This is a genomic window from Streptomyces sp. BBFR51 (assembly GCF_044591655.1).
Classification (GTDB): Bacteria; Actinomycetota; Actinomycetes; order Streptomycetales; family Streptomycetaceae; genus Streptomyces.
This window is the reverse complement of record NZ_CP172448.1, coordinates 1496348-1520000: the sequence shown is the minus strand read 5'-3', so window position 1 is coordinate 1520000 and position 23653 is coordinate 1496348. Positions and strand designations below refer to the sequence as shown.

Here is a 23653-nt window from a genome sequence, read left to right as displayed (position 1 = left end):
CGTGAAGCCGTTCCGGACCCTTCGGGGAAAGGAAAGTGGTGGAGCCGGCGAACCAGACTTGCAGTAGGTGAGTGATGGGGTGACGCAGGAAGGTAGTCCATCCCGGGCGGTGGTTGTCCCGGGGTAAGGGTGTAGCCCGTCATCCAGGTAAATCCGGATGGCATGTGGGTGAGACCTGATGCCGAGCCGATTGTGGTGAAGTGGATGATCCTATGCTGTCGAGAAAAGCCTCTAGCGAGTTTCATGGCGGCCCGTACCCTAAACCGACTCAGGTGGTCAGGTAGAGAATACCGAGGCGTTCGGGTGAACTATGGTTAAGGAACTCGGCAAAATGCCCCCGTAACTTCGGGAGAAGGGGGGCCACACTCGGTGACGAGTTTTACACTCTGAGCTGGGGGTGGCCGCAGAGACCAGCGAGAAGCGACTGTTTACTAAAAACACAGGTCCGTGCGAAGCCGTAAGGCGATGTATACGGACTGACGCCTGCCCGGTGCTGGAACGTTAAGGGGACCGGTTAGTCACATTTCGGTGTGGCGAAGCTGAGAACTTAAGCGCCAGTAAACGGCGGTGGTAACTATAACCATCCTAAGGTAGCGAAATTCCTTGTCGGGTAAGTTCCGACCTGCACGAATGGCGTAACGACTTCTCGACTGTCTCAACCATAGGCCCGGTGAAATTGCACTACGAGTAAAGATGCTCGTTTCGCGCAGCAGGACGGAAAGACCCCGGGACCTTTACTACAGTTTGATATTGGTGTTCGGTTCGGCTTGTGTAGGATAGCTGGGAGACTTTGAAGCTCGCACGCCAGTGTGGGTGGAGTCGTCGTTGAAATACCAGTCTGGTCGTGCTGGATGTCTAACCTGGGTCCGTGATCCGGATCAGGGACAGTGTCTGATGGGTAGTTTAACTGGGGCGGTTGCCTCCTAAAGAGTAACGGAGGCGCCCAAAGGTTCCCTCAGCCTGGTTGGCAATCAGGTGTTGAGTGTAAGTGCACAAGGGAGCTTGACTGTGAGACCGACGGGTCGAGCAGGGACGAAAGTCGGGACTAGTGATCCGGCGGTGGCTTGTGGAAGCGCCGTCGCTCAACGGATAAAAGGTACCCCGGGGATAACAGGCTGATCTTCCCCAAGAGTCCATATCGACGGGATGGTTTGGCACCTCGATGTCGGCTCGTCGCATCCTGGGGCTGGAGTCGGTCCCAAGGGTTGGGCTGTTCGCCCATTAAAGCGGTACGCGAGCTGGGTTTAGAACGTCGTGAGACAGTTCGGTCCCTATCCGCTGTGCGCGTAGGAGTCTTGAGAAGGGCTGTCCCTAGTACGAGAGGACCGGGACGGACGAACCTCTGGTGTGCCAGTTGTCCTGCCAAGGGCATGGCTGGTTGGCTACGTTCGGGAGGGATAACCGCTGAAAGCATCTAAGCGGGAAGCCTGCTTCGAGATGAGGACTCCCACCCCCTTTGAGGGGTTAAGGCTCCCAGTAGACGACTGGGTTGATAGGCCGGATCTGGAAGCACCGTGAGGTGTGGAGGTGACCGGTACTAATAGGCCGAGGGCTTGTCCTCAGTTGCTCGCGTCCACTGTGTTGGTTCTGAAACCACGAACAACCCCATGTGCCACACATGGTGCGGTTGAGAGTTTCATAGTGTTTCGGTGGTCATAGCGTAGGGGAAACGCCCGGTTACATTTCGAACCCGGAAGCTAAGCCTTACAGCGCCGATGGTACTGCAGGGGGGACCCTGTGGGAGAGTAGGACGCCGCCGAACTCCTTTTAGAGCTCTGGCTCTTGGGCATGCAGCCCGAGAGCCAGAGCTTTTTTGCGTTGAGGTAGGGTCAGGGAGCATCATTGGCTCGTTTCACCCCAGGAGGCCCCCGCGTGGAGGTCCAGGAGACCCGCGTGCAGACCGACCGGGTCCTCACCATCCCGAACATCCTGAGCATGGCGCGCCTCGCCGGCGTGCCGCTCTTCCTGTGGCTCATCCTCAGGCCCGAGTTCGGCGGCCCGCAGAGCGACGGCTGGGCGCTGTTGGTACTGGCCCTGAGCGGGATCAGCGACTACCTGGACGGAAAGCTCGCGCGGCGCTGGAACCAGATCAGCAGTCTCGGCCGGCTCCTGGACCCCGCGGCCGACCGCCTTTACATTCTTTCGACGCTGGTGGGGCTCACCTGGCGTGAGATTCTCCCGCTCTGGTTGGCCCTTGTACTGCTTGCCCGGGAAGCCATGCTGCTGGTGATGGTGGGCATCCTCCGGCGTCACGGCTATCCGCCGCCGCAGGTGAACTTCCTCGGCAAGGCCGCCACCTTCAACCTCATGTACGCCTTCCCCTTGCTTCTGCTCAGTGACGGAAGCGGGTGGATCGCGTCACTCGCCGCTGTTTTCGGATGGGCGTTCGCCGGATGGGGTACAACCCTGTACTGGTGGGCAGGTGTTCTCTACGTGGTGCAGGTCCGCCGCCTGGTTCGTGCGGACGCCGCAGCCGATTGAACTCGCTGATTGTGCGGCCCCAGTGGCCGGATGGCCCGCGCCGGAAAAGTGCGGGACCCTAGAGGGGTGAAGTCGGCCAAACCGTCGTCTCTCAGAGGAGGACGCTTCCGACATGAAGGCCGTCGTGATGGCTGGAGGCGAAGGCACGCGCCTTCGTCCCATGACCTCGAGCATGCCCAAGCCGCTCCTGCCGGTGGTCAACCGGCCGATCATGGAGCACGTTCTTCGGTTGCTCAAAAGGCATGGGCTCAACGAGACCGTGGTCACCGTCCAGTTTCTGGCCTCGCTGGTCAAGAACTACTTCGGTGACGGCGAAGAGCTCGGAATGGAGCTCACCTATGCCAACGAGGAGAAGCCACTCGGTACTGCCGGAAGCGTCAAGAACGCCGAAGAGGCGTTGAAGGACGATGCCTTCCTCGTCATTTCCGGCGACGCGCTGACCGACTTCGACCTCACCGACCTGATCAATTTCCACAAGGAAAAGGGCGCGCTCGTCACCGTGTGCCTGACGCGCGTGCCCAACCCCCTGGAATTCGGCATCACCATCGTCGACGAAGAGGGCAAGGTCGAACGATTCCTCGAGAAGCCGACCTGGGGCCAGGTCTTCTCGGACACGGTGAACACCGGGATCTACGTCATGGAGCCCGAGGTCTTCGACTATGTCGACGCCGATGTGCCCGTGGACTGGTCCGGAGACGTCTTCCCGCAGCTGATGAAGGAAGGCAAGCCCGTCTACGGCTATGTCGCCGAGGGCTACTGGGAGGACGTCGGCACGCACGAGAGCTATGTGAAGGCCCAGGCCGACGTTCTGGAGCGCAAGGTCGACGTCGACATCGACGGCTTCGAGATCTCGCCCGGCGTCTGGGTGGCCGAGGGCGCCGAGGTGCATGCCGACGCCGTGCTGCGGGGGCCTCTGTACATCGGCGACTACGCCAAGGTCGAGGCCGGCGCCGAGATCCGGGAGCACACGGTCATCGGCTCCAACGTCGTCGTCAAGACCGGCGCCTTCCTGCACAAGGCCGTCGTGGCCGACAACGTGTACGTCGGACCGCACAGCAATCTGCGGGGCTGTGTCGTAGGCAAGAACACCGACATCATGCGCGCCGCGCGGATCGAGGACGGCGCGGTCATCGGGGACGAGTGCCTGGTCGGTGAAGAATCGATCATCCAGGGGAATGTACGGGTCTACCCGTTCAAGACCATCGAGGCCGGTGCCTTCGTCAACACCTCGGTCATCTGGGAGTCCCGGGGCCAGGCGCACTTGTTCGGCGCCCGGGGCGTGTCCGGCATCCTGAACGTGGAGATCACGCCGGAACTGGCCGTCCGGCTGGCCGGTGCCTACGCGACGACCCTCAAGAAGGGCTCCACCGTCACCACGGCCCGCGACCACTCCCGTGGTGCCCGCGCGCTCAAGCGGGCGGTGATCTCGGCCCTCCAGGCCAGCGCCATCGACGTACGGGACCTGGAGAACGTTCCGCTGCCCGTCGCGCGGCAGCAGACCGCGCGGGGGAGCGCCGGCGGGATCATGATCCGGACCACCTTGGGGGTGCCGGACTCCGTCGACATCATGTTCTTCGACGGACAGGGCGCCGACCTGTCACAGGGGAGCCAGCGGAAGCTGGACCGGGTGTTCGCGCGGCAGGAGTACCGGCGGGCGTTCCCCGGAGAGATCGGGGACCTGCACTTCCCGTCCAGCGTGTTCGACTCGTACACCGGGTCACTGCTGCGCAACGTCGACATCACGGGGATCGCCGAGTCCGGGCTGAAGGTCGTCGTGGACGCCTCCAACGGCAGTGCGGGGCTGGTCCTGCCCAGTCTGCTGGGGAAGCTGGGCGTGGACTCGCTGACCATCAACCCGGGGCTCGACGAGTCCAGGCCGACCGAGTCGGCCGACATCCGGCGCTCGGGTCTGGTGCGCCTCGGGGAGATCGTCGCGTCCTCGCGGGCGGCGTTCGGGGTGCGGTTCGACCCGGTCGGTGAGCGGCTCTCGCTCGTCGACGAGAAGGGTCGCATCATCGAGGACGACCGGGCGCTACTGGTGATGCTGGACCTGATCGCGGCCGAGCGGCGCAGCGGACGGGTGGCGTTGCCGGTGACGACCACCAGGATCGCCGAGCAGGTGGCGGCTTACCACGGCACCCAGGTCGAGTGGACGACCACCTCCCCCGACGACCTGACGCGGGTCGGCGGTGAGGAAGGGGCGATCTTCGGCGGTGACGGCAAGGGCGGCTTCATCGTCCCGGAGTTCAGTAGCGTCTACGACGGTACGGCGGCCTTCGTGCGGTTGATCGGGCTGGTCGCGCGCACGCAGCTCACGCTGAGCCAGATCGACGCGCGGATTCCGCGGGCGCACGTCCTCAAGCGTGATCTGGCCACCCCGTGGGCCGTCAAGGGCCTGGTGATGCGGCGGGTCGTCGAGGCGGCCGGGGATCGCTCCGTGGACACGACGGACGGTGTACGGGTGGTGGAGACGGACGGGCGCTGGGTCATGGTGCTGCCCGACCCGGCCGAGGCCGTCACCCACCTGTGGGCCGAGGGTCCCGACGACGCCTCCGCGCAGGCGCTGCTGGACGAGTGGTCCGCGGTGGTGGACAGCGCGGGCCGGTAAAACACACCGCACGCGTGCGTGCCGGACAAGTGTCCCCAAGGGGGCCTGTCCGGCACGCCGGTGGGGCCGTTCGGAGGTAGTGGCGGTGGCGTGCGACGATGTGCGGCATGCCGCAGCCACCCCCCGTTCGGAGCACATCCACGCGGCCCGCGCGCCCGGACGCGTCCATGTCATTGCTCACCAATGTCATGGATCACAGCCTCGACGACGGATACGCCGAGGCCGCCGCGCGGAAGAAGGCCGACGGCAGCGGCGGTATGCCGAGGACCCTGCGTGCCAAGCTCGGACTGGCGACCGGCCTCGTGCTGGCGGCCCTGGTCGTGACGGTCGGCGCGGCCCAGGCGCGGGTCGCCGCTCCGGTCGTCGCCAAGGAACGCGAAGAACTCGTCGACCGCATAGAGGGGGAGACCTCGGCGGCGGACAAGCTCGAGCAGAGCGTCGACGAGTTGCGCGACGACGTGGACGCGCGGCGGCGCGAGGCGCTGGAGAAGAGCGGCGACAGCGATCGGTCCGACGTGGTGGGCATCCTGTCCGGCGCGGTCGAGGTGCACGGCCCGGGTGTGAAGCTCGTGATCAACGATGCCAAGGACGTGGGCACGGGCGGTGACGGGCAGCCGCGCGGCACGTCCGGGTTCTCCGACACGGGCCGGGTGCGGGACCGGGACATGCAGCGCGTGGTCAACGGGCTGTGGGAGTCGGGCGCCGAGGCGATCACCATCAACGGACAGCGTCTGACCGCCCTGTCGGCGATCCGGGCCGCCGGTGACGCGATACTGGTCGACAACAGGCCGCTGGTGCCGCCGTACACGGTGCTCGCGGTGGGCGATGGCGAGCGGCTGAGCAGCACGTTCCAGGACAGCGCCGACGGTCTTTACCTGCACGCCCTCCAGGAGAACTACGGCATCCGGACCGCCATCTCCGTCGCGGACGACCTCAAGCTGCCGGCCGCACCGAGCGTGATCGTACGTACAGCACAGCCGATAACCGAGAAGGGCACATCGTGATCGCCGTACTGGGCCTCGTCGTGGGAGTCGTGGCCGGATTGTTGGTCCGGCCCGAGGTGCCGGCGGCCGTGGAGCCGTATCTGCCGATCGCCGTCGTGGCGGCGCTGGACGCCGTCTTCGGTGGTCTGCGGGCCATGCTCGACGGCATCTTCGACGACAAGGTCTTCGTGGTGTCGTTCCTGTCGAACGTGGTCGTGGCCGCACTGATCGTGTTCCTCGGCGACAAGTTGGGCGTCGGTGCCCAGCTGTCCACCGGTGTCGTGGTCGTCCTCGGCATCCGCATCTTCTCCAACGCCGCGGCGATCCGACGCCACGTCTTCCGGGCGTGAGGCGGATGAGCGACCACGACGAGCAGCCCGCGAACCGACTCCGCAAGGAGCTGCCCGAGGAAGTGGCGCCGTCGGAGTCCCCGGCCGCGGACACGGCGGGGGGTGACGCCCCGGCGGATGGGCAGCCAGGAGCGACCGGCAGGCAGCGGCTGCTGAAGGGGCTGTGGCCGCCGCGCCTCACTAGGGCGCAACTCATCGTCGCCCTGCTCCTGTTCGGGCTGGGTTTCGGGCTCGCGGTCCAGGTGGCGTCCAACAGTGACAGCGACAGCGCGCTGCGTGGCGCCCGGCAGGAGGATCTGGTCCGCATCCTCGATGAACTGGACGACCGTACTCAGCGTCTTGAAGACGAGAAGCAGGGCCTCGAGAAGCAGCGCGACGAGCTGGAGAACAGCTCCGACCAGGCGGAGGAGGCCCGCAAGCAGACGCTGGAGAAGGAGCGGCAACTGGGCATTCTCGCGGGCACCGTGGCCGCGCAGGGGCCCGGCATCACGGTGACGATCGAGGACACGAAGGGGACGGTCGAGGCGGACATGCTGCTCGACGCGATCCAGGAGCTGCGCGCCGCGGGTGCGGAGGCGATCCAGGTGAACGGCGTACGGGTCGTCGCGGGCACGTACCTCGCGGACGCCGACAAGTCCGTGAGCGTCGACGGGAACAAGATCAACGCGCCCTATCGTTTCCAGGTCATCGGCAAGCCGCAGGACCTCGAACCGGCTCTCAACATTCCTGGAGGCGTGGTGCAGACTCTGGAGAAGGAACAGGCCACCGTTACTGTTGAGCGGTCGAGCAAGATCGTTGTGGACGCCTTGCGAGCGGCGAAGCGGCCTGACTACGCTCGGTCGTCCTCCCAGTGAACCGGCGGTGCATGGTGGGCGTCCGGCGAGGGCATGAGGTTGCGGGGGGTCGGCGCACCGATTGGGTGGTGCGTGGTGGAAACTGTCTGGTGGAGACGGACGTTGTGAAGGTGTCCGGGTCGACCAGTACGTTCGGTAAGGGTTCGTCCTGCCCCACGGGCGGGTCTGTTTCGGTCAAGGGGAATCGCCCGTGAAGTTGTTTGCGAAGTTGTTCGGCAAGAGCGCGCGAGAGGGTAGCGACAACGCGACCGCTCGCCATCGCGCGCAGCCCGACGCGGAGGGCCGACGCCCGATGTTCCGGGACCAGGTGGCTGGTCCGGGCGGTGACATTCCCAGTGGTCAGGGCGCGCCGTCTGTTGACCCCGCACAGTCCGGCGGCATAGGTTTCGGCCAACCGTCAACCTCAGGTACGGGTGGAGGTTTTGCCCCCGGCCCGTACGCGTCGAACGCCCCGGCGGGGCAGCCGCGGCAGGAGGATCCGTCCATGTCGGCCCTGGTGTGTACGAGGTGCGGTAACCGCAACGCGGAGAACAGCCGCTTCTGCTCCAACTGCGGGGCGCCGCTGCGTGCCGGGGCGGTTCCGGAGCGTGCGTCCGAGACGACCTCCACGATCTCCATCTCCGGTCTGGAGGCGTACGACGCCGAGGTCACCGGCCAGACGGCGATGCCGGCACTCTCTCCCGAGGCGCAGGCCGCCGTGGACGCGCTGCCGCTGGGCTCAGCGCTCCTGGTCGTGCGCCGCGGTCCGAACTCGGGCAGCCGCTTCCTGCTGGACGGCGAGCTGACCACCGCAGGACGCCACCCGCAGAGCGACATCTTCCTGGACGACGTGACGGTCTCGCGCCGGCACGTGGAGTTCCGCCGCGGTCCCGACGGTTCGTTCACGGTCGCCGACGTCGGCAGCCTGAACGGCACGTACGTCAACCGGGAGCGCATCGACCAGGTCGCCCTGTCGAACGGTGACGAGGTGCAGATCGGCAAGTACCGGCTGGTGTTCTACGCGAGCCAGCGGGGTTACTGACCCGCCCCCGGGCCTCCCGCCCGGGGAACCTCCAGGGAAGGTCCATGCTTCAAACACCGAGCGGCGGCGCCGGGCAAGGCGCCGCCGCCACGGACAGTGGGCTGATGAGCATCGGCGCAGTGCTGAACGCGCTGCGTGACGAGTTCCCCGACATCACCATCTCCAAGATCCGCTTCCTGGAGTCGGAGGGCCTCGTCGAGCCGCGGCGGACCCCGGCCGGGTACCGCAAGTTCAGCGCGCACGACGTCGAGCGCCTCGCCGAGGTGCTGCGCATGCAGCGGGACCACTATCTGCCCCTCAAGGTGATCCGTGAGCACCTGGACGCCGTGGAGCGCGGCGAGGCCGTGGCGCTGCCGAGGGTCGGTCGCCAGCGTGACGGGGAGACCGTAGCGGAGCCCGCCGAGAGCCCGACGGTGGCCAGGATCGGGCGGGACGAGCTGCTCGCCACGGCCGGAATCGACGACCGGGAACTGAAGGAGTGGGAGTCGTACGGACTCCTCGCCCCACTGCCCGACGGGGCGTACGACGCCGAGGCGGTCACCGTGGCGTCGCTGGTGGTGCAGCTGGGGCGGTTCGGGATCGAACCGAGGCACCTGCGGGTGATGAAGGCCGCCGCCGACCGGGACGCCGGACTCGTGGACCAGGTGGTGGCCCCGTTGAAGCGCCACCGCAACCCCCAGACCAGGGCACACGCACAAGCCCGCACCAAGGAGCTGGCGGGGCTGGCGGTGCAGCTGCACGCGGCGCTGGTGCAGACCGCCCTCGGCGTGCGGCTGCCCTGAATCGGACGTGTCCGCAGACCCGGATCGCCCACCCGATCCCGGCCCGACTACCCAAACGTCCCGGGCACGGCCTAGGGTTGCTGTGTGAACGAGCTCGATGTCGTAGGTGTCCGGGTCGAGATGCCCTCCAACCAACCGATCGTGCTGCTGCGCGAGGTGGGAGGCGACCGTTACCTTCCCATCTGGATCGGACCGGGGGAGGCGACGGCGATCGCCTTCGCCCAGCAGGGCATGGCTCCCGCACGGCCGCTGACCCACGACCTGTTCAAGGACGTGCTGGAAGCCGTCGGCCAGGAGCTCACCGAGGTACGCATCACCGACCTGCGCGACGGGGTCTTCTACGCCGAGCTGGTCTTCGCGAGCGGGGTCGAGGTCAGTGCCAGGCCGTCCGACGCCATAGCGCTGGCCCTGCGCACCGGTACACCGATCTACGGCAGTGACACGGTCCTCGACGACGCCGGTATCGCCATCCCGGACGAGCAGGAGGACGAGGTGGAGAAGTTCCGCGAGTTCCTCGACCAGATCTCGCCCGAGGACTTCGGGACCAGCAACCAGTGAGACGCGCGGGCCGATGTGGGTCGGGGCGCCGTACGGCCCCCGGCCGGACACATTCGGCTAGCCTTTCCCCGAGACAGGGCACGGGAAACCACTCGTAGGGTGATTATCACTCGGCGTGCCGAGTGTGGCGATCGTTGACGCACCCTTGGTGACTGCCTACCTTCGAGGAGGCAGGTCAAGGACGGAGGTCGGCGTGAGAATCAGCGGCGACGGTACGGCTGGGGGTGGCCCCGGGCACAGCCTCGGGGCAGGCGGTCCGTACCCTCCCCCGGGCTCTCGGCTCCGCACGAGCGGGGGCCATCCCCAGCACGGTGGCGCGGCCGATCCGGGTCTGCGGCGACCGGCAGTCGTGCCGACCAGCGGAGGGGCGACGTCCATGGCGTCCGAGCAGATCGGCTATCGCGGGCCGACGGCCTGCGCGGCCGCCGGTATCACCTACCGGCAACTCGACTACTGGGCCCGCACGGGGCTCGTCGAGCCCAGCGTGCGGCCCGCGCACGGTTCCGGTACGCAGCGCCTGTACAGCTTCCGCGACGTGGTCGTGCTGAAGATCGTCAAGCGCTTCCTCGACACCGGGGTGTCACTGCAGAACATCCGCACCACCGTCCAGCATCTGAGGGAGCGCGGTTTTTGCGACCTGGAGCGGATGACGCTGATGAGCGACGGCGCCACCGTCTACGAGTGCACCTCGCCCGACGAGGTGCACGCCCTGCTGCAGGGCGGTCAGGGCATCTTCGGTATCGCGGTCGGCGTGGTGTGGCGGGACGTGGAGAGCGCCCTGTCGCAGCTTCACGGGGAGCGGATCGACACGGGGGAGACCCTGGTCGGGCACAATCCGGCGGACGAGCTGGCACGGCGGCGCAACAGGGCGGTCTGATCCACCGCCGCTCCGGCGGACGCCTTCCGACCGCCGTCCGGCCGCATTGTCAGTGGCGTAGGGCAGCATCGGAGATGTGAGAACCGCGCCCACGATCCTGCATCTCGACATGGATGCCTTCTTCGCCTCGGTGGAGCAGGCGTCCAAGCCGAGCCTGCGCGGGAAGGCCGTCGTCGTGGGCGGCCTCGGACCACGCGGCGTGGTCGCCACCTGCTCGTACGAGGCGCGGGTGTTCGGTGTGCACTCCGCGATGCCCATGGGCCAGGCCCGTCGGCTCGCGCCCCACGCCGCCTACCTCGTTCCTCGCTTCGAGCTGTACCGGTCGATCAGCGAGCAGGTGATGCGGCTGCTGGGGGAGCTGTCGCCGCTGGTGGAGCCGCTGAGCCTGGACGAGGCCTTCGTGGACCTGGAGGCCGGCGGGACGGCCTGGGACGCGGCGTCCGCGCGGCTGGCCGGAGCGAAGCTGCGCACGGACATCCGTACCGTCACCGGCCTCACCGGGTCGGTGGGACTGGCAGCCTCCAAGATGCTCGCCAAGATCGCCTCGGAAGAGGCCAAGCCCGACGGACTGGTCCTCATCCCGCCGGGGACGGAGCGGGCGATGCTGGAGCCGATGACCGTGCGGACGCTGCCCGGGGTGGGACCGGCCACGGGGGACCACCTGCGCCGGGCGGGGATCACCACGGTCGGCGAGATCGCCGAGGCGGGCGAGGACGAGCTGGTGCGGCTGCTGGGCAAGGCGCACGGCCACGCGCTGTACGCCATGGCGCTGGCCCGTGACGAGCGGCCCGTGGTGGCCGAGCGGGAGACCAAGTCGGTGTCGGTCGAGGACACCTACGACGTGGACATCCACGACCGGGTGCGCGTCGGCGTCGAGGTGGGGCGCCTGGCGGACCGGTGCGTGCGGCGGCTGCGCGGGTCCGGTCTGTCCGGGCGGACCATCGTGCTCAAGGTGCGCAGGTACGACTTCTCCACGCTGACCCGCTCCGAGACGCTGCGCGGCCCAACCGACGACCCGGCGGTGGTGCGGGAGGCGGCCGCCCGGCTGCTGGACTCGGTGGACACCACGGGCGGCGTGCGGCTGCTCGGGGTGGGTGTCAGCGGGCTCGCCGACTACACACAGGAGGACCTGTTCGCGCAGGCGGCGGGGGAGCTGGCCGAGGAACCGGCCGAGGAGCCAGAGACAGATCCCGCCGAGGAGCAGCAGCCGTCCCCCACCGAGCGTCGATGGCCGTCGGGGCACGACGTGCGGCACGTGGAGCACGGGCACGGGTGGGTGCAGGGCAGCGGTCTCGGGCGGGTCACCGTGCGGTTCGAGACGCCGTACTCGCCGACCGGCCGGGTGCGGACCTTTGCGGTGGACGACCCGGAGCTGACCCCGGCGGATCCGCTGCCGCTGGTCGCGCGCGCGGCACGAAGACCCGGGGAGGCCGGGCCCGCGAGGCCGGTGGCCCGGTGATGGGTGACGGAGGGACGGTGTGTCAGTTGTCCTCGTTGCCCTTGCCGGCCAGCTTGCCGAAGTCGTGGTCGGGGGGCGGGGGAGGGGCCGCCACGTCCAGGCCGTAGTGGTGGTAGAGCTGGAGTTCCTGTTCCGGTGAGAGGTGGCGGCCGACGCCGAAGTCGGGCGCCTCCTTGATCAGGGCCCGGTCGAAGGGCACGCGCAGGGTGCCGTCGACCAGCTCGCTGGGCTCCAGGGGGACGAAGGCGTCCCGGCTGAAGAGTCCCGTTCGTATGGCCGCCCACTCGGGGACGCCGGTGGCATCGTCGAGGTAGACCTCGTCCACGGTGCCGATCCTGGTGCCGTCGCGGTCGAACGCCTTGCGGCCGATCAGGTTCCGCGGATCGATGTCAGTACGCACGGGGCCCTCCACTTGATCGCACCACTGGGCCGCACTGGGGTCGCACACCAGCCGCCTAATCATCCGTAAGTACTACAAAAGAGCACATGTGGCCGCTCGGCCACTCGAAGTCCGTGCGGCGGCCTCGCTGGTACGCTGGCAAACGGCTGCTGACCCCGCGCGGGAGAGTCCTCCGAACACCATCGGAGGCGCCGAAGGAGCAAATCCTCCCCGGAATCTCTCAGGCTCACGTACCGCACGGACGAGGTCACTCTGGAAAGCAGGGCGGGTGTCGACGGCTTCCGCTCTCACCGACGGTGAAAGCCGGGAGGGCCCTCGGGCTCGCCCGGTGAAGCTCTCAGGTTGAGATGACAGAGGGGGAGGCCGTCCGGGTACCCGCGCCGTGGTGCCCCTCGAAGGTCGTCAGACCAGGAGGCCTCCGCAATGACCGCCCACCGCACTCCGCTCTCCGAACTCGAACAGGCAATGCCCTTCGAGCAGCGCCACATCGGCCCCGACCACGAGGCCCGGGCCAAGATGCTCGCGCAGGTCGGTTACGGTTCGCTCGACGAGCTGACGGCCGCCGCGGTGCCGGATGTGATCAAGAACGCCGACGCGCTGGACCTGCCGGGCGCCCGCTCCGAGGCCCAGGTGCTGGCCGAGCTGCGTTCACTGGCCGACCGCAACCAGGTCCTCGACTCCATGATCGGCCTCGGCTACTACGGCACCTTCACCCCGCCGGTCATCCTGCGCAACGTCATGGAGAACCCGTCCTGGTACACGGCGTACACGCCCTACCAGCCGGAGATCTCCCAGGGCCGCCTCGAGGCGCTGCTCAACTTCCAGACCATGGTCGCCGAGCTCACCGGTCTGCCCACCTCCGGTGCCTCGCTGCTCGACGAGGGCACCGCCGCCGCCGAGGCGATGGCGCTCTCCCGGCGCATGGGCAAGAACAAGAAGGGCCTGTTCCTGGTCGACTCGGACGCCCTGCCGCAGACCGTCGCCGTGATAAGGACCCGTGCGGAGCCGACCGGCGTCGAGGTCGTCGTCGCCGACCTGAGCGCGGGCATCCCCGCCGAGGTGGCCGAGCGGGAGATCAACGGCGTCCTGATCCAGTACCCGGGCGCCTCCGGTGCCGTCCGTGACATCAAGCCGGTCGTCGACCGGGCGCACGAACTCGGCGCGCTCGTCACCGTCTCCGCCGACCTGCTCGCCCTCACGCTGCTCACCTCGCCCGGCGAGCTGGGCGCGGACATCGCGGTGGGCACCACCCAGCGCTTCGGTGTGCCGATGGGCTTCGGCGGGCCGCACGCCGGCTACATGGCCGTGCACGAGAAGTTCGCCCGCAGCCTCCCCGGCCGCCTGGTCGGCGTCTCCGTGGACGCCGACGGCAACAAGGCCTACCGGCTGGCCCTGCAGACCCGCGAGCAGCACATCCGCCGCGAGAAGGCCACCAGCAACATCTGCACCGCGCAGGTGCTGCTCGCCGTCATGGCCGGCATGTACGCCGTGTACCACGGGCCGGAGGGCCTGCGGGCGATCGCCCGGCGCACCCACCGCTACGCCTCCGTCATCGCCGCGGGGCTCGCCGCCGACGGCGTGGAGATCGTCCACGGCTCCTACTTCGACACGGTCACCGCGCGGGTGCCCGGCAGGGCCGCAGAGGTCGTCCACGCCGCCCGCGGGAACGGCGTCAACCTCCGGCTCGTCGACGCCGACCACGTGTCGTTCGCCTGCGACGAGACCACCACGCGCGCCCAGGTCGGTGGCGTGTGGCACGCCTTCGGCGTGGAGGGCGACATCGAGTCGCTGGACGCGGAGACCGGGGAGACGCTGCCCGAGGCGCTGCTGCGCACCGACGACTTCCTGACCCACCCCGTCTTCCACCAGCACCGCTCCGAGACCGCGATGCTGCGCTACCTGCGCCGCCTCGCCGACCGGGACTACGCGCTGGACCGGGGCATGATCCCGCTGGGCTCCTGCACGATGAAGCTCAACGCGACCACCGAGATGGAACCGGTCACCTGGCCCGAGTTCGGCGCGCTGCACCCCTTCGCACCCGCCGAGCAGGCGCAGGGCTACCTGACCCTCATCCGTGAGCTGGAGGAGCGGCTCGCCGAGGTCACCGGGTACGACAAGGTGTCGCTCCAGCCGAACGCGGGGTCGCAGGGCGAGTTCGCGGGCCTGCTGGCCGTACGCGGCTACCACCGGGCCAACGGCGACGAGCAGCGCACCGTCTGCCTCATCCCGTCCTCCGCGCACGGCACCAACGCCGCCAGCGCCGTGATGGCCGGCATGAAGGTCGTCGTCGTCAAGACCGCCGAGGACGGCGAGATCGACGTCGAGGACCTGCGCGCCAAGATCGAGAAGCACCGCGACGAGCTCGCCGTGCTGATGATCACCTACCCCTCCACGCACGGCGTGTTCGAGGAGCACGTCGCCGACATCTGCGCCCGGGTGCACGACGCGGGCGGTCAGGTCTACGTGGACGGCGCCAACCTCAACGCCCTCGTCGGCCTCGCCAAGCCCGGCCACTTCGGCGGCGACGTCTCCCACCTGAACCTGCACAAGACGTTCTGCATCCCGCACGGCGGCGGCGGTCCCGGCGTCGGCCCCGTGGCCGTACGGTCGCACCTGGCGCCGTACCTGCCCAACCACCCGCTGCAGCCCGCGGCCGGTCCGCAGACCGGTGTCGGCCCGATCTCGGCGGCGCCGTGGGGCTCGGCCGGCATCCTGCCGATCTCGTGGTCGTACGTCCGGCTGATGGGCGGCGAGGGACTCAAGCGCGCCACGCAGGTGGCCGTGCTGTCCGCCAACTACATCGCCAAGCGCCTGGAGCCGCACTTCCCGGTGCTCTACAACGGCCCCGGCGGGCTGGTCGCGCACGAGTGCATCATCGATCTGCGCCCGCTGACCAAGGCGACCGGCGTGAGCGTCGACGACGTGGCCAAGCGCCTGATCGACTACGGCTTCCACGCGCCGACGATGTCCTTCCCGGTGGCCGGCACGCTGATGATCGAGCCGACCGAGTCCGAGGACCTGGCCGAGCTCGACCGGTTCTGCGAGGCGATGATCGCCATCCGCGCGGAGATCGAGAAGGTCGGCTCCGGCGCCTGGTCGGAGGACGACAACCCGTTGCGCAACGCACCGCACACCGCCGGTGCGCTGGGCGGCGAGTGGGACCACGCGTACACCCGCGAGGAGGCCGTCTTCCCGGCCGGGGTGTCCGCCGCCGACAAGTACTGGCCGCCGGTGCGCCGCATCGACCAGGCCTTCGGCGACCGGAACCTCGTCTGCTCCTGCCCGCCGCTGGACGCGTACGAGGACTGAGTCCCGTAGCAGAGAGGCTCCGTGCGGGCGCAGGCCCGGACGGAGCCTCTTCTCGTGTCAGGCGGTCGCGAGGGACACCTCGGTCGCCTTGACCAGCGCGACGACCGGAACGCCGACGGCCAGGCCCAGGTCGTCGGCGGCCTCCCTGGTGATGGCGGCGGTCAGCTCGGCGCCCTCGACGGCGACCGCGACGGAGGCCATCGCGGCGCCGGTGGTGAGAGCGGTGACCGTACCGGGGAGCCGGTTGCGGATGGACAGGCCCTCGACGGGCCCGGTGGCCAGGGCGACTTCCGTGGACTTCACCAGGGCCCGGACGGCGGTGCCGGCGGCGAGAGCCAGGTCCTCGGCGGCGTCCCGGGTGATCGCCGCGGTGAGGTCCTGGCCGCCGGAGAGGCGGATCCCGACCGTCGCCATGGCCTCGCCCGGGGTGACGGCGGTGACGGTGCCGGGGAGCTGGTTGCGGATGCTCAGGCTCATGAGGGCACCGTAGCCCGGTGGAAGCCTTGCGCCGGGCATGCGCGCGTCTGCGTCGTCTTGGGCCGTCGCCCGCTCCGGTGAGGTGCACGCGGCTCCGGCCACGCCGGGCGTCCGGTCAGGTTCTGTCGATATGGACATTCGTCGACTTCACCCGGGCGGTGGCCTCCATGCCGACCTCCAGGCCGAGTTCCTCCACCGCCTCCCGGGTCAGCAGGGAGACGAGCCGGTGCGGGCCGGCCTGGATCTCGACCTGGGCGGCGACGTCGCCGAGCTTGATCGCGGTCACGATCCCCGGGAAGGCGTTGCGGACCGAGGTGTACGGGGTGTCCGCGTCGGCGCCACCCGAGCGGGCGAGTTCGACCGAGAAGGCGGCCAGGTCGCGCCCGTCGACGACGCGCCGCCCGCCCTCGTCACGCTGGGTGGTGAACCGGCCCGCGTCGGCCCAGCGGCGGGCGGTGTCCGGGCTGACGCCGAGCAGCCGTGCCGCCTGGCCGATCGTGTAGGACTGCATGCCGGTCACGATAGGCCGGGGGAGGGGAACGCCGGACGCGGGGTTGGCCGTTGGGTATAACGCGATATAGCGTTAGTCTGCCGCAGTGGTGGGGTGGTCGCGCACGACGCCCCGGGGAGATCGGGGTCGAGCTATGTCGGTGCAGCCTTCACAGGACGGCGGGACGCCCGCACTGCGGGCCTCGCACACGGACCGGGACAGAGCCGTGGACATACTGAGCGCCGCCGCCAGCGACGGCCGGCTGACCGCCGAGGAGCTGGACGAGCGGGTGGGCGCCGCACTCACCGCGCGCACCCAGGGCGAGCTGGCCGTCCTCACCGCCGACCTGCCCGTCGTGACGGACGGGGCCCCGGCCCCCGCCGCCGCGGCCAAGGACGTCGTCCGCATCGAGCAGGAGGGCGCGTCCACCCGGCGCGGCGAGGGCTGGGTGGTGCCGCGGCGGATGGAGATCCGCTCGGCCTGGGGCGAGGTGACGCTCGACCTGGCCCGGGCCGTGATCACCCACGACACCCTCCGCATCGACCTCGACATGCAGGCCGGGGCGCTGAAGCTGCTGACCCGGCCCGGCATCGTGGTGGACACCGACTCACTGGTGACGAGCTTCGCCGAGGTCAAGACGCCGCGGACGGTCGACACCGGGGCGCCCGTGGTGCTCAGGGTGGAGATCGCGGGTGCGATCAGCTGGGGGAAAGTCGTGGTGCGCTCGCCGCGCCGCGGGCTCGGGCGGAAGGCGTAGAGCGCGGGCTCAGCGGGAGAGTGCCGCGGAGCCGGGCGGGGGTGCCGTGCTGGACCGGAGTATCAGTTCCGTGCCCAGCTCGACCCGTGGCGAGTCCGGCCGCTCGTCGCGGGTCAGGCGGAGCACCGTGCGCGCGGCCACCTTGCCCATGTCGGCGAGCGGCTGGCGCACCGTCGTCAGGGGCGGCGCCGACCAGCGGACCTCCGGAAGGTCGTCGAAGCCGACGACGCTCATGTCCTGCGGCACCCTCAGCCCCCGCCGGCGCAGCGCCTCGATCGCGCCGAGCGCCATCTGGTCGCTGGCCGCGAAGACGGCGGTCGGCGGCGCGGACAGGTCCAGCAGGGCGTCGCAGCCGGCGAAGCCGGACTCGTGGCGGAAGTCGCCGGGGACGATCAGCGACTCGTCCACGCCGATGCCGGCGCCTTCCAGAGCGGCTCGGTAGCCGTCGAGGCGGGCCCGTGAGCACAGCAGCCGCGGCGGCCCGGTGACCAGGCCGATCCTGCGGTGTCCCAGCGCCAGCAGGTGCTCGGTGGCCGCCATGCCGCCGGACCGGTTGGCGGCGCCGACGGTGGGCACGTCCAGTGCGGGGGAGCCCGCCGGGTCGACGACGACCAGCGGCACACCGAGGATCCGCAGCTCCTGGTGGAGGACCGGGTCGAGGGCGGAGGTGACGAGCACGACGCCGTCGCAGGCCCTGGCCCGCAGATTGCGCATCCACTGACGGGCGTCGCCCGAACGTCCGTGGATCGCGGACACCACGGTGCCCGCCCCGGCGGCGTGGGCCACTTCCTCGACGCCCCGGATGATCTCCACGGCCCAGGGACTGTCCAGGTCGTTGAAGACCAGGTCGATCAGGGCGGCCCGGCGGCCGGGAGAGACGGCGCGCTTGCGGTAGCCGTACCGGCGCAGCAACTCCTCCACCCGCGCCCGGGTCCCGGGCGACACGTCCGACCGGCCGTTCACGACCCGGGACACGGTCGGCACCGAAACCCCCGCGCGACGGGCGATGTCCGTGATCGTGACCCTGCCCCGGCCACCGGAAGCCGTCCTGACCCGGGCCCCGTCTGCTGCCACTTCCCCCACCTCCGTCGACGCGGACCGTGAAACCTCCAGGAGTCTTCCGGAAACCCGGCGCTCGGGGGAAGGCGTTCCGGGCCCGGATACCGGGCTGTCACCGCGTCGGACCAGCGGAGCTACGGGGAGTGACCGGCTCCGGACACGCGTGGGGGCCGGTGCGCAGCCGTGGCTGCGGGCCGGCCCCGTGATGCACCGGGCGCGGTGGGGTCACCCCGCCCGGTCGGTGGTCAGGCGGCGGTGATCAGACCCGCGCCGACAGGGCGGTGCGGGGCGATGACCTGACCGTCCGGCAGTAGCTCACCGGTGTCCTCGAAGAGGACGACACCGTTGCACAGCAGGCTCCACCCCTGCTCCGGGTGGTGCGCCACGAGGCGGGCGGACTCCCGGTCGGCGGAGACGGCTGAGGGGCACGGTGGTTTGTGCTGACACATGAGTGGGGTCTCTCGGTCTGTCGTGATGGGTGAGTGCGCTGTCTTGTCTGTCCCGCGGCGTGAAACGTCGTCCATGGCCGCCCCCCGTTGTATAAGTCGGTCCGAACCCAGTGTTGCCCCACGGGCGTCGATCCGCAGGTATTTCGCAGCACCGCTTCTCACAGGTTGATGACGCATCACCCGCGCGGACGGTTCAGCCCAACTGCACTGTCACTTCGGATGGTTCGTCATGGCCGGATGGGGCTAGTCCGCGCGGGTGGGGGAGAGCGGGGCGGGTCAGGCGGGAGAACCCAGCAGCCGCGTCGGCGTCAGCCGGTGCGTGAGGACCGGCAGCAGGTCGGCGACCCGGTGCGGCCGGTGGGCCGCGATGCCGGGAGGCGCCGGCGCCAGCGGCACCAGCAGGTCGGTGGCCGCGGGGTGCCCGGCGGCGGCGTCCGCGGTGCAGTCGCCGTGCAGCCACAGCGTGAGCATGTACAGCTCGGGAACCGACAGCAGACGCGGTTGGTAGGACTGGGTCACCGACTCGGCCTGCCGCAGCGCGCGCTCGGTCGAGGCGACGTAGGGGCCTTCGAAGAAGTGCGAGAACGCCCAGCCGTCGGGGGTCAGCATGGTCTCCGCCGCCGCCACCGCCCGGTCGCCGCACCGGATGTGGAACCGCCACCCGGTCAGTCGCGTCGCCGTCACGCCCTCCGCCGTGATCCGGTCGAGGACGTGCACGGGCAGCGGCAGTTCGGGCGTGGCGGGTCCCTGGGCGCCGAGCAGGGCGGGAGTCCGGGCCTCTCGGACCGCGGTGGGCGAGGAGAGGGCGGTGAGGACGGAGCGCAGGGCCGGCGCGGGGGCCGGGGAGACACGCAGGGGCATGATGGGTCGCCTCTCATTCGAAGGCACGGTGGCGCGAGGGCGGAGCGGGGCGGACGACGCTGTCGGCTCACGGGGCTGGGGAGGCAGGGTCCGGGTCCTGGAACCGAGAAGTGGGTGAGGCCTGCCGCGCGTCAGCTCGACGGCAGGATCCTTCGACCGCGGGCGCCGGTCCGCTGCCTCGTCCGCGGAGTTTATACGACATGTGTTCAGACTGTGTTTCGGCTAGCCGATTCCGGTAACCAGTACAAGGTTGAATTCGGCCGCCGATATGCGGGAATCCTCCGGATTTCGGGCCGGGTGTACGACGGTGACCTCGGGGAATGTTCACCAAGCGGTCGGCCAATTGTCGTCGGCGTTTTTCACGAGTTGTCGGCCCGGGAAACTGCTCGCCGTGCCATGCCCGGTGAATGTGCCACCGGTCACATCGGCACAGCGTAGCGGGTGCCGGGCCGGTGCGGGGACGTTATCGATCGCTTCGGCTGGGCATCATCCCACCGGACCGGCCACCGGCGGCCGGCGCTTCCACTCATCGCTCCGAGAAGGGACTCTTCCATGGGGGAGAAGGTCGTGGCAGGTCAGTTCGACCTGTCCGATCGCCAGCGCTACCGCGAGAAGCTCCAGCGGTGCCTGACGGGCCTGGAGCGACTTCTGGCGGAGAAGCGGTTCGACCGCCCGAAGAACCTCATGGGGCTGGAGATCGAATTGAATCTCGTCGGTGCCGACGGGATGCCGAAAATGTTGAATGCGCAAGTCCTCGAGCGCATCGCGAGTCGCGACTTCCAAACAGAACTCGCCATGTTCAACCTGGAAGTCAACATAGCTCCCCATCGCCTGGGCGGCCGGGTATTCGACCGGCTCGCCGAGGAGATCCGTACGTCGTTGGCATATGCGGACCGCAAGGCGGGCGAGGTGGACGCGGGAATCGCGATGATCGGCATTCTGCCGACGCTGGACCGGGACGACCTGGTCTCCTCCAACCTCTCCGCCGTCGACCGCTACGCGCTGCTCAACGAACAGATCGTGGCCGCCCGCGGCGAGGACTTCACCCTCGACATCGAGGGCGTCGAGCGTCTGACCTGCACCTCCAAGTCCATCGCCCCCGAAGCCGCCTGCACCTCGGTGCAACTGCACCTCCAGGTCACCCCGGACCGCTTCGCCGACGTGTGGAACGCGGCCCAGGCGGTCACCGCCGCACAGATCGCCCTCGGGGCCAACGCACCCTTCCTGTTCGGCCGCGAGCTGTGGCGTGAGTCGCGGCCCCCGCTGTTCCAGCAGTCCACCGACACCCGCCCGCCCGAGCTGCAGGCCCAGGGCGTGCGGCCGCGCACCTGGTTCGGCGAGCGGTGGGTGACCTCGGCCTACGACCTGTTCGAGGAGAACCGGCGCTACTTCCCGGCGCTGCTGCCGATCTGCGACGAGGAGGACCCGCTGGAGGTCCTGGACGCGGGCGGCGTGCCCTCGCTCTCCGAACTCGTCCTGCACAACGGCACCGTCTACCGCTGGAACCGCCCCGTCTACGACATCGCCGACGGCGTTCCGCACCTGCGGGTGGAGAACAGGGTCCTGCCCGCCGGGCCCACCGTCACCGACGTCATCGCCAATGCGGCCTTCTACTACGGCGTCGTGCGCGCGCTCGCCGAGGAGCCCCGGCCGGTGTGGACCCGGCTGCCGTTCGAGGCCGCCGCCGCCAACTTCGAGGCCGCGTGCCGCCACGGCATCGACGCCCGCTTCGAGTGGCCCCGGCGCGGCCGGCTCGGCGGCACCGCGGAGGTCGACGCCGCCGTCCTCGTACGCGACGAACTGCTGCCGCTCGCCGAGGCCGGTCTCGACGCGTGGGGTGTGGAGCCCGCGGACCGGGACCTGTACCTCGGCGTCATCGAGGAGCGGTGCCGGCGCCGGGTCAACGGCGCGTCCTGGCAGGCGGCCACGTTCCACCGGGGGCTGGAGGCGGGCCTGTCCCGGGAGGCCGCGCTGGCCGCCACGACCCGCCGTTACGTCGAACTCATGCGCTTGGGCGACCCCGTGCACCTGTGGCCGGTGGGCCCGCCGGAGCCGGTGCCGCCGAGCTGACCGACACCGGGCCCGCCCCCGCCGCGCGCCGCCCCATACTGATCGGGCAAGCTGTGACGTCCCAGCTGGAGGCAGGTGTGCATGGCGGAGGCGGGCCCGGTGGACGATTCGTTCCCTCAGAAGCGACTCGGCGAGGAGCCATGGGCCGAGGAGCGGCTCACGCGGCGGATCCTGCGTGACGAGACGCTGCTCGTTCTCGCGCTCTCGCTCGGCGCGAGCGGCGTGTCCGCCCTCATCAGCTTCGTCGGCTCGGTCACCCGGCCCGGCGGGCTCAAGGACCAGGCGGCCACCCTCAACGCCTCGGCGGCGCCCGGCCGTCCCTGGCTGGACCTGGCCTGGCAGCTCTTCGGGATCACCACGGCCCTCGTCCCCGTCGCGCTCGTGGCGCACTTCCTGCTGCGCGAGGGCAGCGGCCTGCGCGCTCTGGGGTTCGACCGCAGCCGCCCGTGGCCGGACCTGGGTCGCGGGGCCGCCGTCGCCGCCGTCATCGGCAGTACCGGTATCGCCTTCTACCTGGCGGCCCGCGGCCTCGGCTTCAACCTCACCGTGGTGCCCGAGGCCCTGCCCGACGTGTGGTGGAAGTACCCCGTACTGATCCTCTCGGCGGTGCAGAACTCCGTCCTGGAGGAGGTCATCGTCGTCGGCTATCTGCTGCGGCGGCTCGACCGCCTCGGCTGGAGTGCGGGCGCGTCGATGGCGGCCAGTTCGGTGCTGCGCGGGTCGTACCACCTCTACCAGGGGATCGGCGGCTTCGTCGGCAACATGGTGATGGGCGTCGTGTTCGTCTACCTGTACCGCCGCTGGGGGCGGGTGGGCCCGCTGGTGGTGGCGCACTCGCTGCTCGACATCGGGGCCTTCGTCGGCTACGGGCTGCTGGCCGGGAAGGTGGACTGGCTGCCGACGGCGTGAACGCACTGGGGCGTCACCGCGCCACCCCGTGCCGGGTCAGGCCAGCAGCTCGCCGTCGATCACCGTCACCGCGTGCCCGGTCAGCAGCGTGCGCCCGCCCCGCAGTTGCGTGCGCACCCGCCCGGAACGGGGCGAGGCCTGGAGTCCGGTGAGGTCGGGGCGGCCCAGGCGCTCGGACCAGAACGGCGCCAGGGCCGTGTGGGCGCTGCCGGTGACGGCGTCCTCGTCGATGCCGACGCCCGGGAAGAAGCACCGGGAGACGTAGTCGTAGCCGGCGCCGGGGTCCTGCGCACGGGCGGTGGCGATGATGCCGCGCTCCGAGTGGGCGGCCAGCGCCTTGAGATCCGGCGTCAGGCCGCGGACGGTCTTCTCGTCGGCGACCTCGACCAGCAGGTCACCGGTGTTCGGGCCGGTGTCCAGGACGGCGTGGGGCTCGGCGCCCAGGGCCTCGGCGACGCCCGCCGGGGCCTCGACCGGGGTGAGCGGCGCGGTCGGGAAGTCCAGGGTGACCGAGCCGTCCTCGCGGGGCGTCGCGACGAGCACGCCGCTGCGGGTGGCGAACCACACCGGCCCCTCGTGGGCGCCCGTGGTGTGCAGGACGTGGGCGGTGGCGAGCGTCGCGTGGCCGCACATCGCGACCTCGGTGGCCGGCGTGAACCAGCGCAGCGCCCAGTCGGCCTCGCCGCCCGCGGGCAGGCGGTGGGCGAACGCGGTCTCGGCGTGGTTGACCTCCAGGGCGACCCGCTGGAGCCGGTCGTCGTCCGGGAAGGCGTCGAGGAGCAGGACCCCGGCGGGGTTGCCGGCGAAGGGCCGGTCGGTGAAGGCGTCGACGATTCGGATGCGCATGGCCCGACGCTAGACGCCGGCCCACACCGTGGACCAAGGCCAATTCCCGAGCT

General features: G+C 69.7%; 21 protein-coding genes, 2 rRNA genes and 1 riboswitch (1 of these 24 only partly in view). Of the genes, 16 read left to right on the top strand and 7 right to left on the bottom strand.

Annotated elements, in window-relative coordinates; all coding sequences use genetic code 11:
- From ACGH7X_RS06845 to ACGH7X_RS06790, 12 genes are all read left to right on the top strand, one after another.
- Nucleotides 1–1561, top strand: a 23S ribosomal RNA gene (locus ACGH7X_RS06845) (it extends 1562 nt beyond the left edge of the window).
- 84 nt (nucleotides 1562–1645) lie between these two features.
- Nucleotides 1646–1762: ribosomal RNA gene (gene rrf / locus ACGH7X_RS06840) — 5S ribosomal RNA — on the top strand.
- A 110-nt stretch (nucleotides 1763–1872) separates the two neighbouring features.
- Nucleotides 1873–2481: a CDP-alcohol phosphatidyltransferase family protein gene (locus ACGH7X_RS06835; protein WP_399882624.1), complete on the top strand. Its 609-nt coding sequence runs from the start codon at nucleotides 1873–1875 to the stop codon at nucleotides 2479–2481.
- A gap of 112 nt (nucleotides 2482–2593) precedes the next feature.
- Nucleotides 2594–5089, top strand: coding sequence for a sugar phosphate nucleotidyltransferase (locus tag ACGH7X_RS06830; protein WP_399882623.1), 2496 nt, complete (start codon nucleotides 2594–2596; stop codon nucleotides 5087–5089).
- Nucleotides 5090–5187: 98 nt separating this feature from the next.
- Nucleotides 5188–6093 (top strand): DUF881 domain-containing protein, encoded by a 906-nt coding sequence (locus tag ACGH7X_RS06825; protein ID WP_399882621.1) that lies wholly within the window; start codon nucleotides 5188–5190, stop codon nucleotides 6091–6093.
- The gene (locus ACGH7X_RS06820; RefSeq protein WP_003977440.1) at nucleotides 6090–6422 is read left to right on the top strand and encodes a small basic family protein; all 333 of its coding nucleotides are present in this window, start codon (nucleotides 6090–6092) and stop codon (nucleotides 6420–6422) included. The genes ACGH7X_RS06825 and ACGH7X_RS06820 overlap by 4 nt, the downstream gene beginning before the upstream one ends.
- Before the next feature lie 5 nt (nucleotides 6423–6427).
- On the top strand, nucleotides 6428–7276 hold the full coding sequence (locus tag ACGH7X_RS06815) for a DUF881 domain-containing protein (protein WP_399882619.1): 849 nt from the start codon (nucleotides 6428–6430) through the stop codon (nucleotides 7274–7276).
- Nucleotides 7277–7760: 484 nt separating this feature from the next.
- The gene (locus ACGH7X_RS06810; RefSeq protein WP_399882617.1) at nucleotides 7761–8297 is read left to right on the top strand and encodes an FHA domain-containing protein; all 537 of its coding nucleotides are present in this window, start codon (nucleotides 7761–7763) and stop codon (nucleotides 8295–8297) included.
- A 44-nt stretch (nucleotides 8298–8341) separates the two neighbouring features.
- Nucleotides 8342–9079: a MerR family transcriptional regulator gene (locus ACGH7X_RS06805; protein ID WP_399882615.1), complete on the top strand. Its 738-nt coding sequence runs from the start codon at nucleotides 8342–8344 to the stop codon at nucleotides 9077–9079.
- An 84-nt stretch (nucleotides 9080–9163) separates the two neighbouring features.
- A complete protein-coding gene (locus tag ACGH7X_RS06800) occupies nucleotides 9164–9637 on the top strand; it encodes a bifunctional nuclease family protein (protein ID WP_030189411.1) in 474 nt (157 codons plus the stop codon).
- Between the two features lie 376 nt (nucleotides 9638–10013).
- Nucleotides 10014–10514, top strand: a complete 501-nt coding sequence (locus tag ACGH7X_RS06795) for a MerR family transcriptional regulator (protein WP_399882613.1) — start codon at nucleotides 10014–10016, stop codon at nucleotides 10512–10514.
- Nucleotides 10515–10590: 76 nt separating this feature from the next.
- On the top strand, nucleotides 10591–11973 hold the full coding sequence (locus ACGH7X_RS06790) for a DNA polymerase IV (RefSeq protein WP_399882611.1): 1383 nt from the start codon (nucleotides 10591–10593) through the stop codon (nucleotides 11971–11973).
- A 22-nt stretch (nucleotides 11974–11995) separates the two neighbouring features.
- Here ACGH7X_RS06790 and ACGH7X_RS06785 read toward each other — a convergent pair whose 3' ends face one another.
- Nucleotides 11996–12373: a PRC-barrel domain-containing protein gene (locus tag ACGH7X_RS06785; RefSeq protein WP_399882609.1), complete on the bottom strand. Its 378-nt coding sequence runs from the start codon at nucleotides 12371–12373 to the stop codon at nucleotides 11996–11998.
- A 150-nt stretch (nucleotides 12374–12523) separates the two neighbouring features.
- A riboswitch (glycine riboswitch) is annotated at nucleotides 12524–12619 on the top strand.
- A gap of 177 nt (nucleotides 12620–12796) precedes the next feature.
- Between ACGH7X_RS06785 and gcvP the strand changes: the two genes are divergently transcribed.
- Nucleotides 12797–15682: an aminomethyl-transferring glycine dehydrogenase gene (gcvP, locus tag ACGH7X_RS06780; RefSeq protein WP_399882607.1), complete on the top strand. Its 2886-nt coding sequence runs from the start codon at nucleotides 12797–12799 to the stop codon at nucleotides 15680–15682.
- A gap of 57 nt (nucleotides 15683–15739) precedes the next feature.
- Here gcvP and ACGH7X_RS06775 read toward each other — a convergent pair whose 3' ends face one another.
- Together ACGH7X_RS06775 and ACGH7X_RS06770 are read right to left on the bottom strand one after the other, a co-directional pair.
- Nucleotides 15740–16159, bottom strand: a complete 420-nt coding sequence (locus ACGH7X_RS06775) for a molybdopterin-binding protein (RefSeq protein ID WP_399882605.1) — start codon at nucleotides 16157–16159, stop codon at nucleotides 15740–15742.
- A gap of 115 nt (nucleotides 16160–16274) precedes the next feature.
- A complete protein-coding gene (locus tag ACGH7X_RS06770; RefSeq protein ID WP_399882603.1) occupies nucleotides 16275–16670 on the bottom strand; it encodes a molybdopterin-binding protein in 396 nt (131 codons plus the stop codon).
- A gap of 133 nt (nucleotides 16671–16803) precedes the next feature.
- Between ACGH7X_RS06770 and ACGH7X_RS06765 the strand changes: the two genes are divergently transcribed.
- Nucleotides 16804–17406, top strand: a complete 603-nt coding sequence (locus tag ACGH7X_RS06765) for a DUF1707 domain-containing protein (protein WP_399882601.1) — start codon at nucleotides 16804–16806, stop codon at nucleotides 17404–17406.
- A gap of 9 nt (nucleotides 17407–17415) precedes the next feature.
- On the opposite strand, the gene ACGH7X_RS06760 is transcribed toward ACGH7X_RS06765, so the two are convergent.
- The 3 genes from ACGH7X_RS06760 to ACGH7X_RS06750 all read right to left on the bottom strand — a co-directional run bounded on the left by ACGH7X_RS06760 (nucleotide 17416) and on the right by ACGH7X_RS06750 (nucleotide 19775).
- The gene (locus tag ACGH7X_RS06760; RefSeq protein WP_399882599.1) at nucleotides 17416–18480 is read right to left on the bottom strand and encodes a LacI family DNA-binding transcriptional regulator; all 1065 of its coding nucleotides are present in this window, start codon (nucleotides 18478–18480) and stop codon (nucleotides 17416–17418) included.
- Between the two features lie 230 nt (nucleotides 18481–18710).
- Complete coding sequence (locus ACGH7X_RS06755) at nucleotides 18711–18914, bottom strand: DUF5999 family protein (RefSeq protein WP_399882597.1); 204 nt, start codon at nucleotides 18912–18914, stop codon at nucleotides 18711–18713.
- Between the two features lie 276 nt (nucleotides 18915–19190).
- Entirely contained in the window at nucleotides 19191–19775 is a 585-nt protein-coding gene (locus ACGH7X_RS06750) for a hypothetical protein (protein ID WP_399882595.1), read from the bottom strand.
- A gap of 552 nt (nucleotides 19776–20327) precedes the next feature.
- On the opposite strand from ACGH7X_RS06750, the gene ACGH7X_RS06745 reads away from it, so the two are divergent.
- Nucleotides 20328–21845 carry a glutamate--cysteine ligase gene (locus ACGH7X_RS06745; protein WP_399882593.1) on the top strand — a complete coding sequence of 506 codons (1518 nt, stop codon included), beginning with the start codon at nucleotides 20328–20330 and terminating at the stop codon, nucleotides 21843–21845.
- A gap of 81 nt (nucleotides 21846–21926) precedes the next feature.
- Entirely contained in the window at nucleotides 21927–22754 is an 828-nt protein-coding gene (locus ACGH7X_RS06740; RefSeq protein ID WP_399882591.1) for a CPBP family intramembrane glutamic endopeptidase, read from the top strand.
- 36 nt (nucleotides 22755–22790) lie between these two features.
- Here ACGH7X_RS06740 and ACGH7X_RS06735 read toward each other — a convergent pair whose 3' ends face one another.
- A complete protein-coding gene (locus ACGH7X_RS06735; RefSeq protein WP_399882589.1) occupies nucleotides 22791–23600 on the bottom strand; it encodes a PhzF family phenazine biosynthesis protein in 810 nt (269 codons plus the stop codon).
- Nucleotides 23601–23653 lie beyond the last annotated feature (53 nt).

Excerpts from the sequence above, each read along its gene's own strand:
- ACGH7X_RS06830 (WP_399882623.1), top strand. The coding sequence starts at position 2,594 with ATGAAGGCCGTCGTGATGGCTGGAGGCGAAGGCACGCGCCTTCGTCCC.
- ACGH7X_RS06825 (WP_399882621.1), top strand. The coding sequence starts at position 5,188 with ATGTGCGGCATGCCGCAGCCACCCCCCGTTCGGAGCACATCCACGCGG.
- ACGH7X_RS06815 (WP_399882619.1), top strand. The coding sequence starts at position 6,428 with ATGAGCGACCACGACGAGCAGCCCGCGAACCGACTCCGCAAGGAGCTG.
- ACGH7X_RS06810 (WP_399882617.1), top strand. The coding sequence starts at position 7,761 with ATGTCGGCCCTGGTGTGTACGAGGTGCGGTAACCGCAACGCGGAGAAC.
- ACGH7X_RS06805 (WP_399882615.1), top strand. The coding sequence starts at position 8,342 with ATGCTTCAAACACCGAGCGGCGGCGCCGGGCAAGGCGCCGCCGCCACG.
- ACGH7X_RS06795 (WP_399882613.1), top strand. The coding sequence starts at position 10,014 with ATGGCGTCCGAGCAGATCGGCTATCGCGGGCCGACGGCCTGCGCGGCC.
- gcvP (WP_399882607.1), top strand. The coding sequence starts at position 12,797 with ATGACCGCCCACCGCACTCCGCTCTCCGAACTCGAACAGGCAATGCCC.
- ACGH7X_RS06775 (WP_399882605.1), bottom strand. The coding sequence starts at position 16,159 with ATGAGCCTGAGCATCCGCAACCAGCTCCCCGGCACCGTCACCGCCGTC.
- ACGH7X_RS06770 (WP_399882603.1), bottom strand. The coding sequence starts at position 16,670 with ATGCAGTCCTACACGATCGGCCAGGCGGCACGGCTGCTCGGCGTCAGC.
- ACGH7X_RS06765 (WP_399882601.1), top strand. The coding sequence starts at position 16,804 with ATGTCGGTGCAGCCTTCACAGGACGGCGGGACGCCCGCACTGCGGGCC.
- ACGH7X_RS06755 (WP_399882597.1), bottom strand. The coding sequence starts at position 18,914 with ATGTGTCAGCACAAACCACCGTGCCCCTCAGCCGTCTCCGCCGACCGG.
- ACGH7X_RS06750 (WP_399882595.1), bottom strand. The coding sequence starts at position 19,775 with ATGCCCCTGCGTGTCTCCCCGGCCCCCGCGCCGGCCCTGCGCTCCGTC.
- ACGH7X_RS06745 (WP_399882593.1), top strand. The coding sequence starts at position 20,328 with ATGGGGGAGAAGGTCGTGGCAGGTCAGTTCGACCTGTCCGATCGCCAG.
- ACGH7X_RS06740 (WP_399882591.1), top strand. The coding sequence starts at position 21,927 with ATGGCGGAGGCGGGCCCGGTGGACGATTCGTTCCCTCAGAAGCGACTC.
- ACGH7X_RS06735 (WP_399882589.1), bottom strand. The coding sequence starts at position 23,600 with ATGCGCATCCGAATCGTCGACGCCTTCACCGACCGGCCCTTCGCCGGC.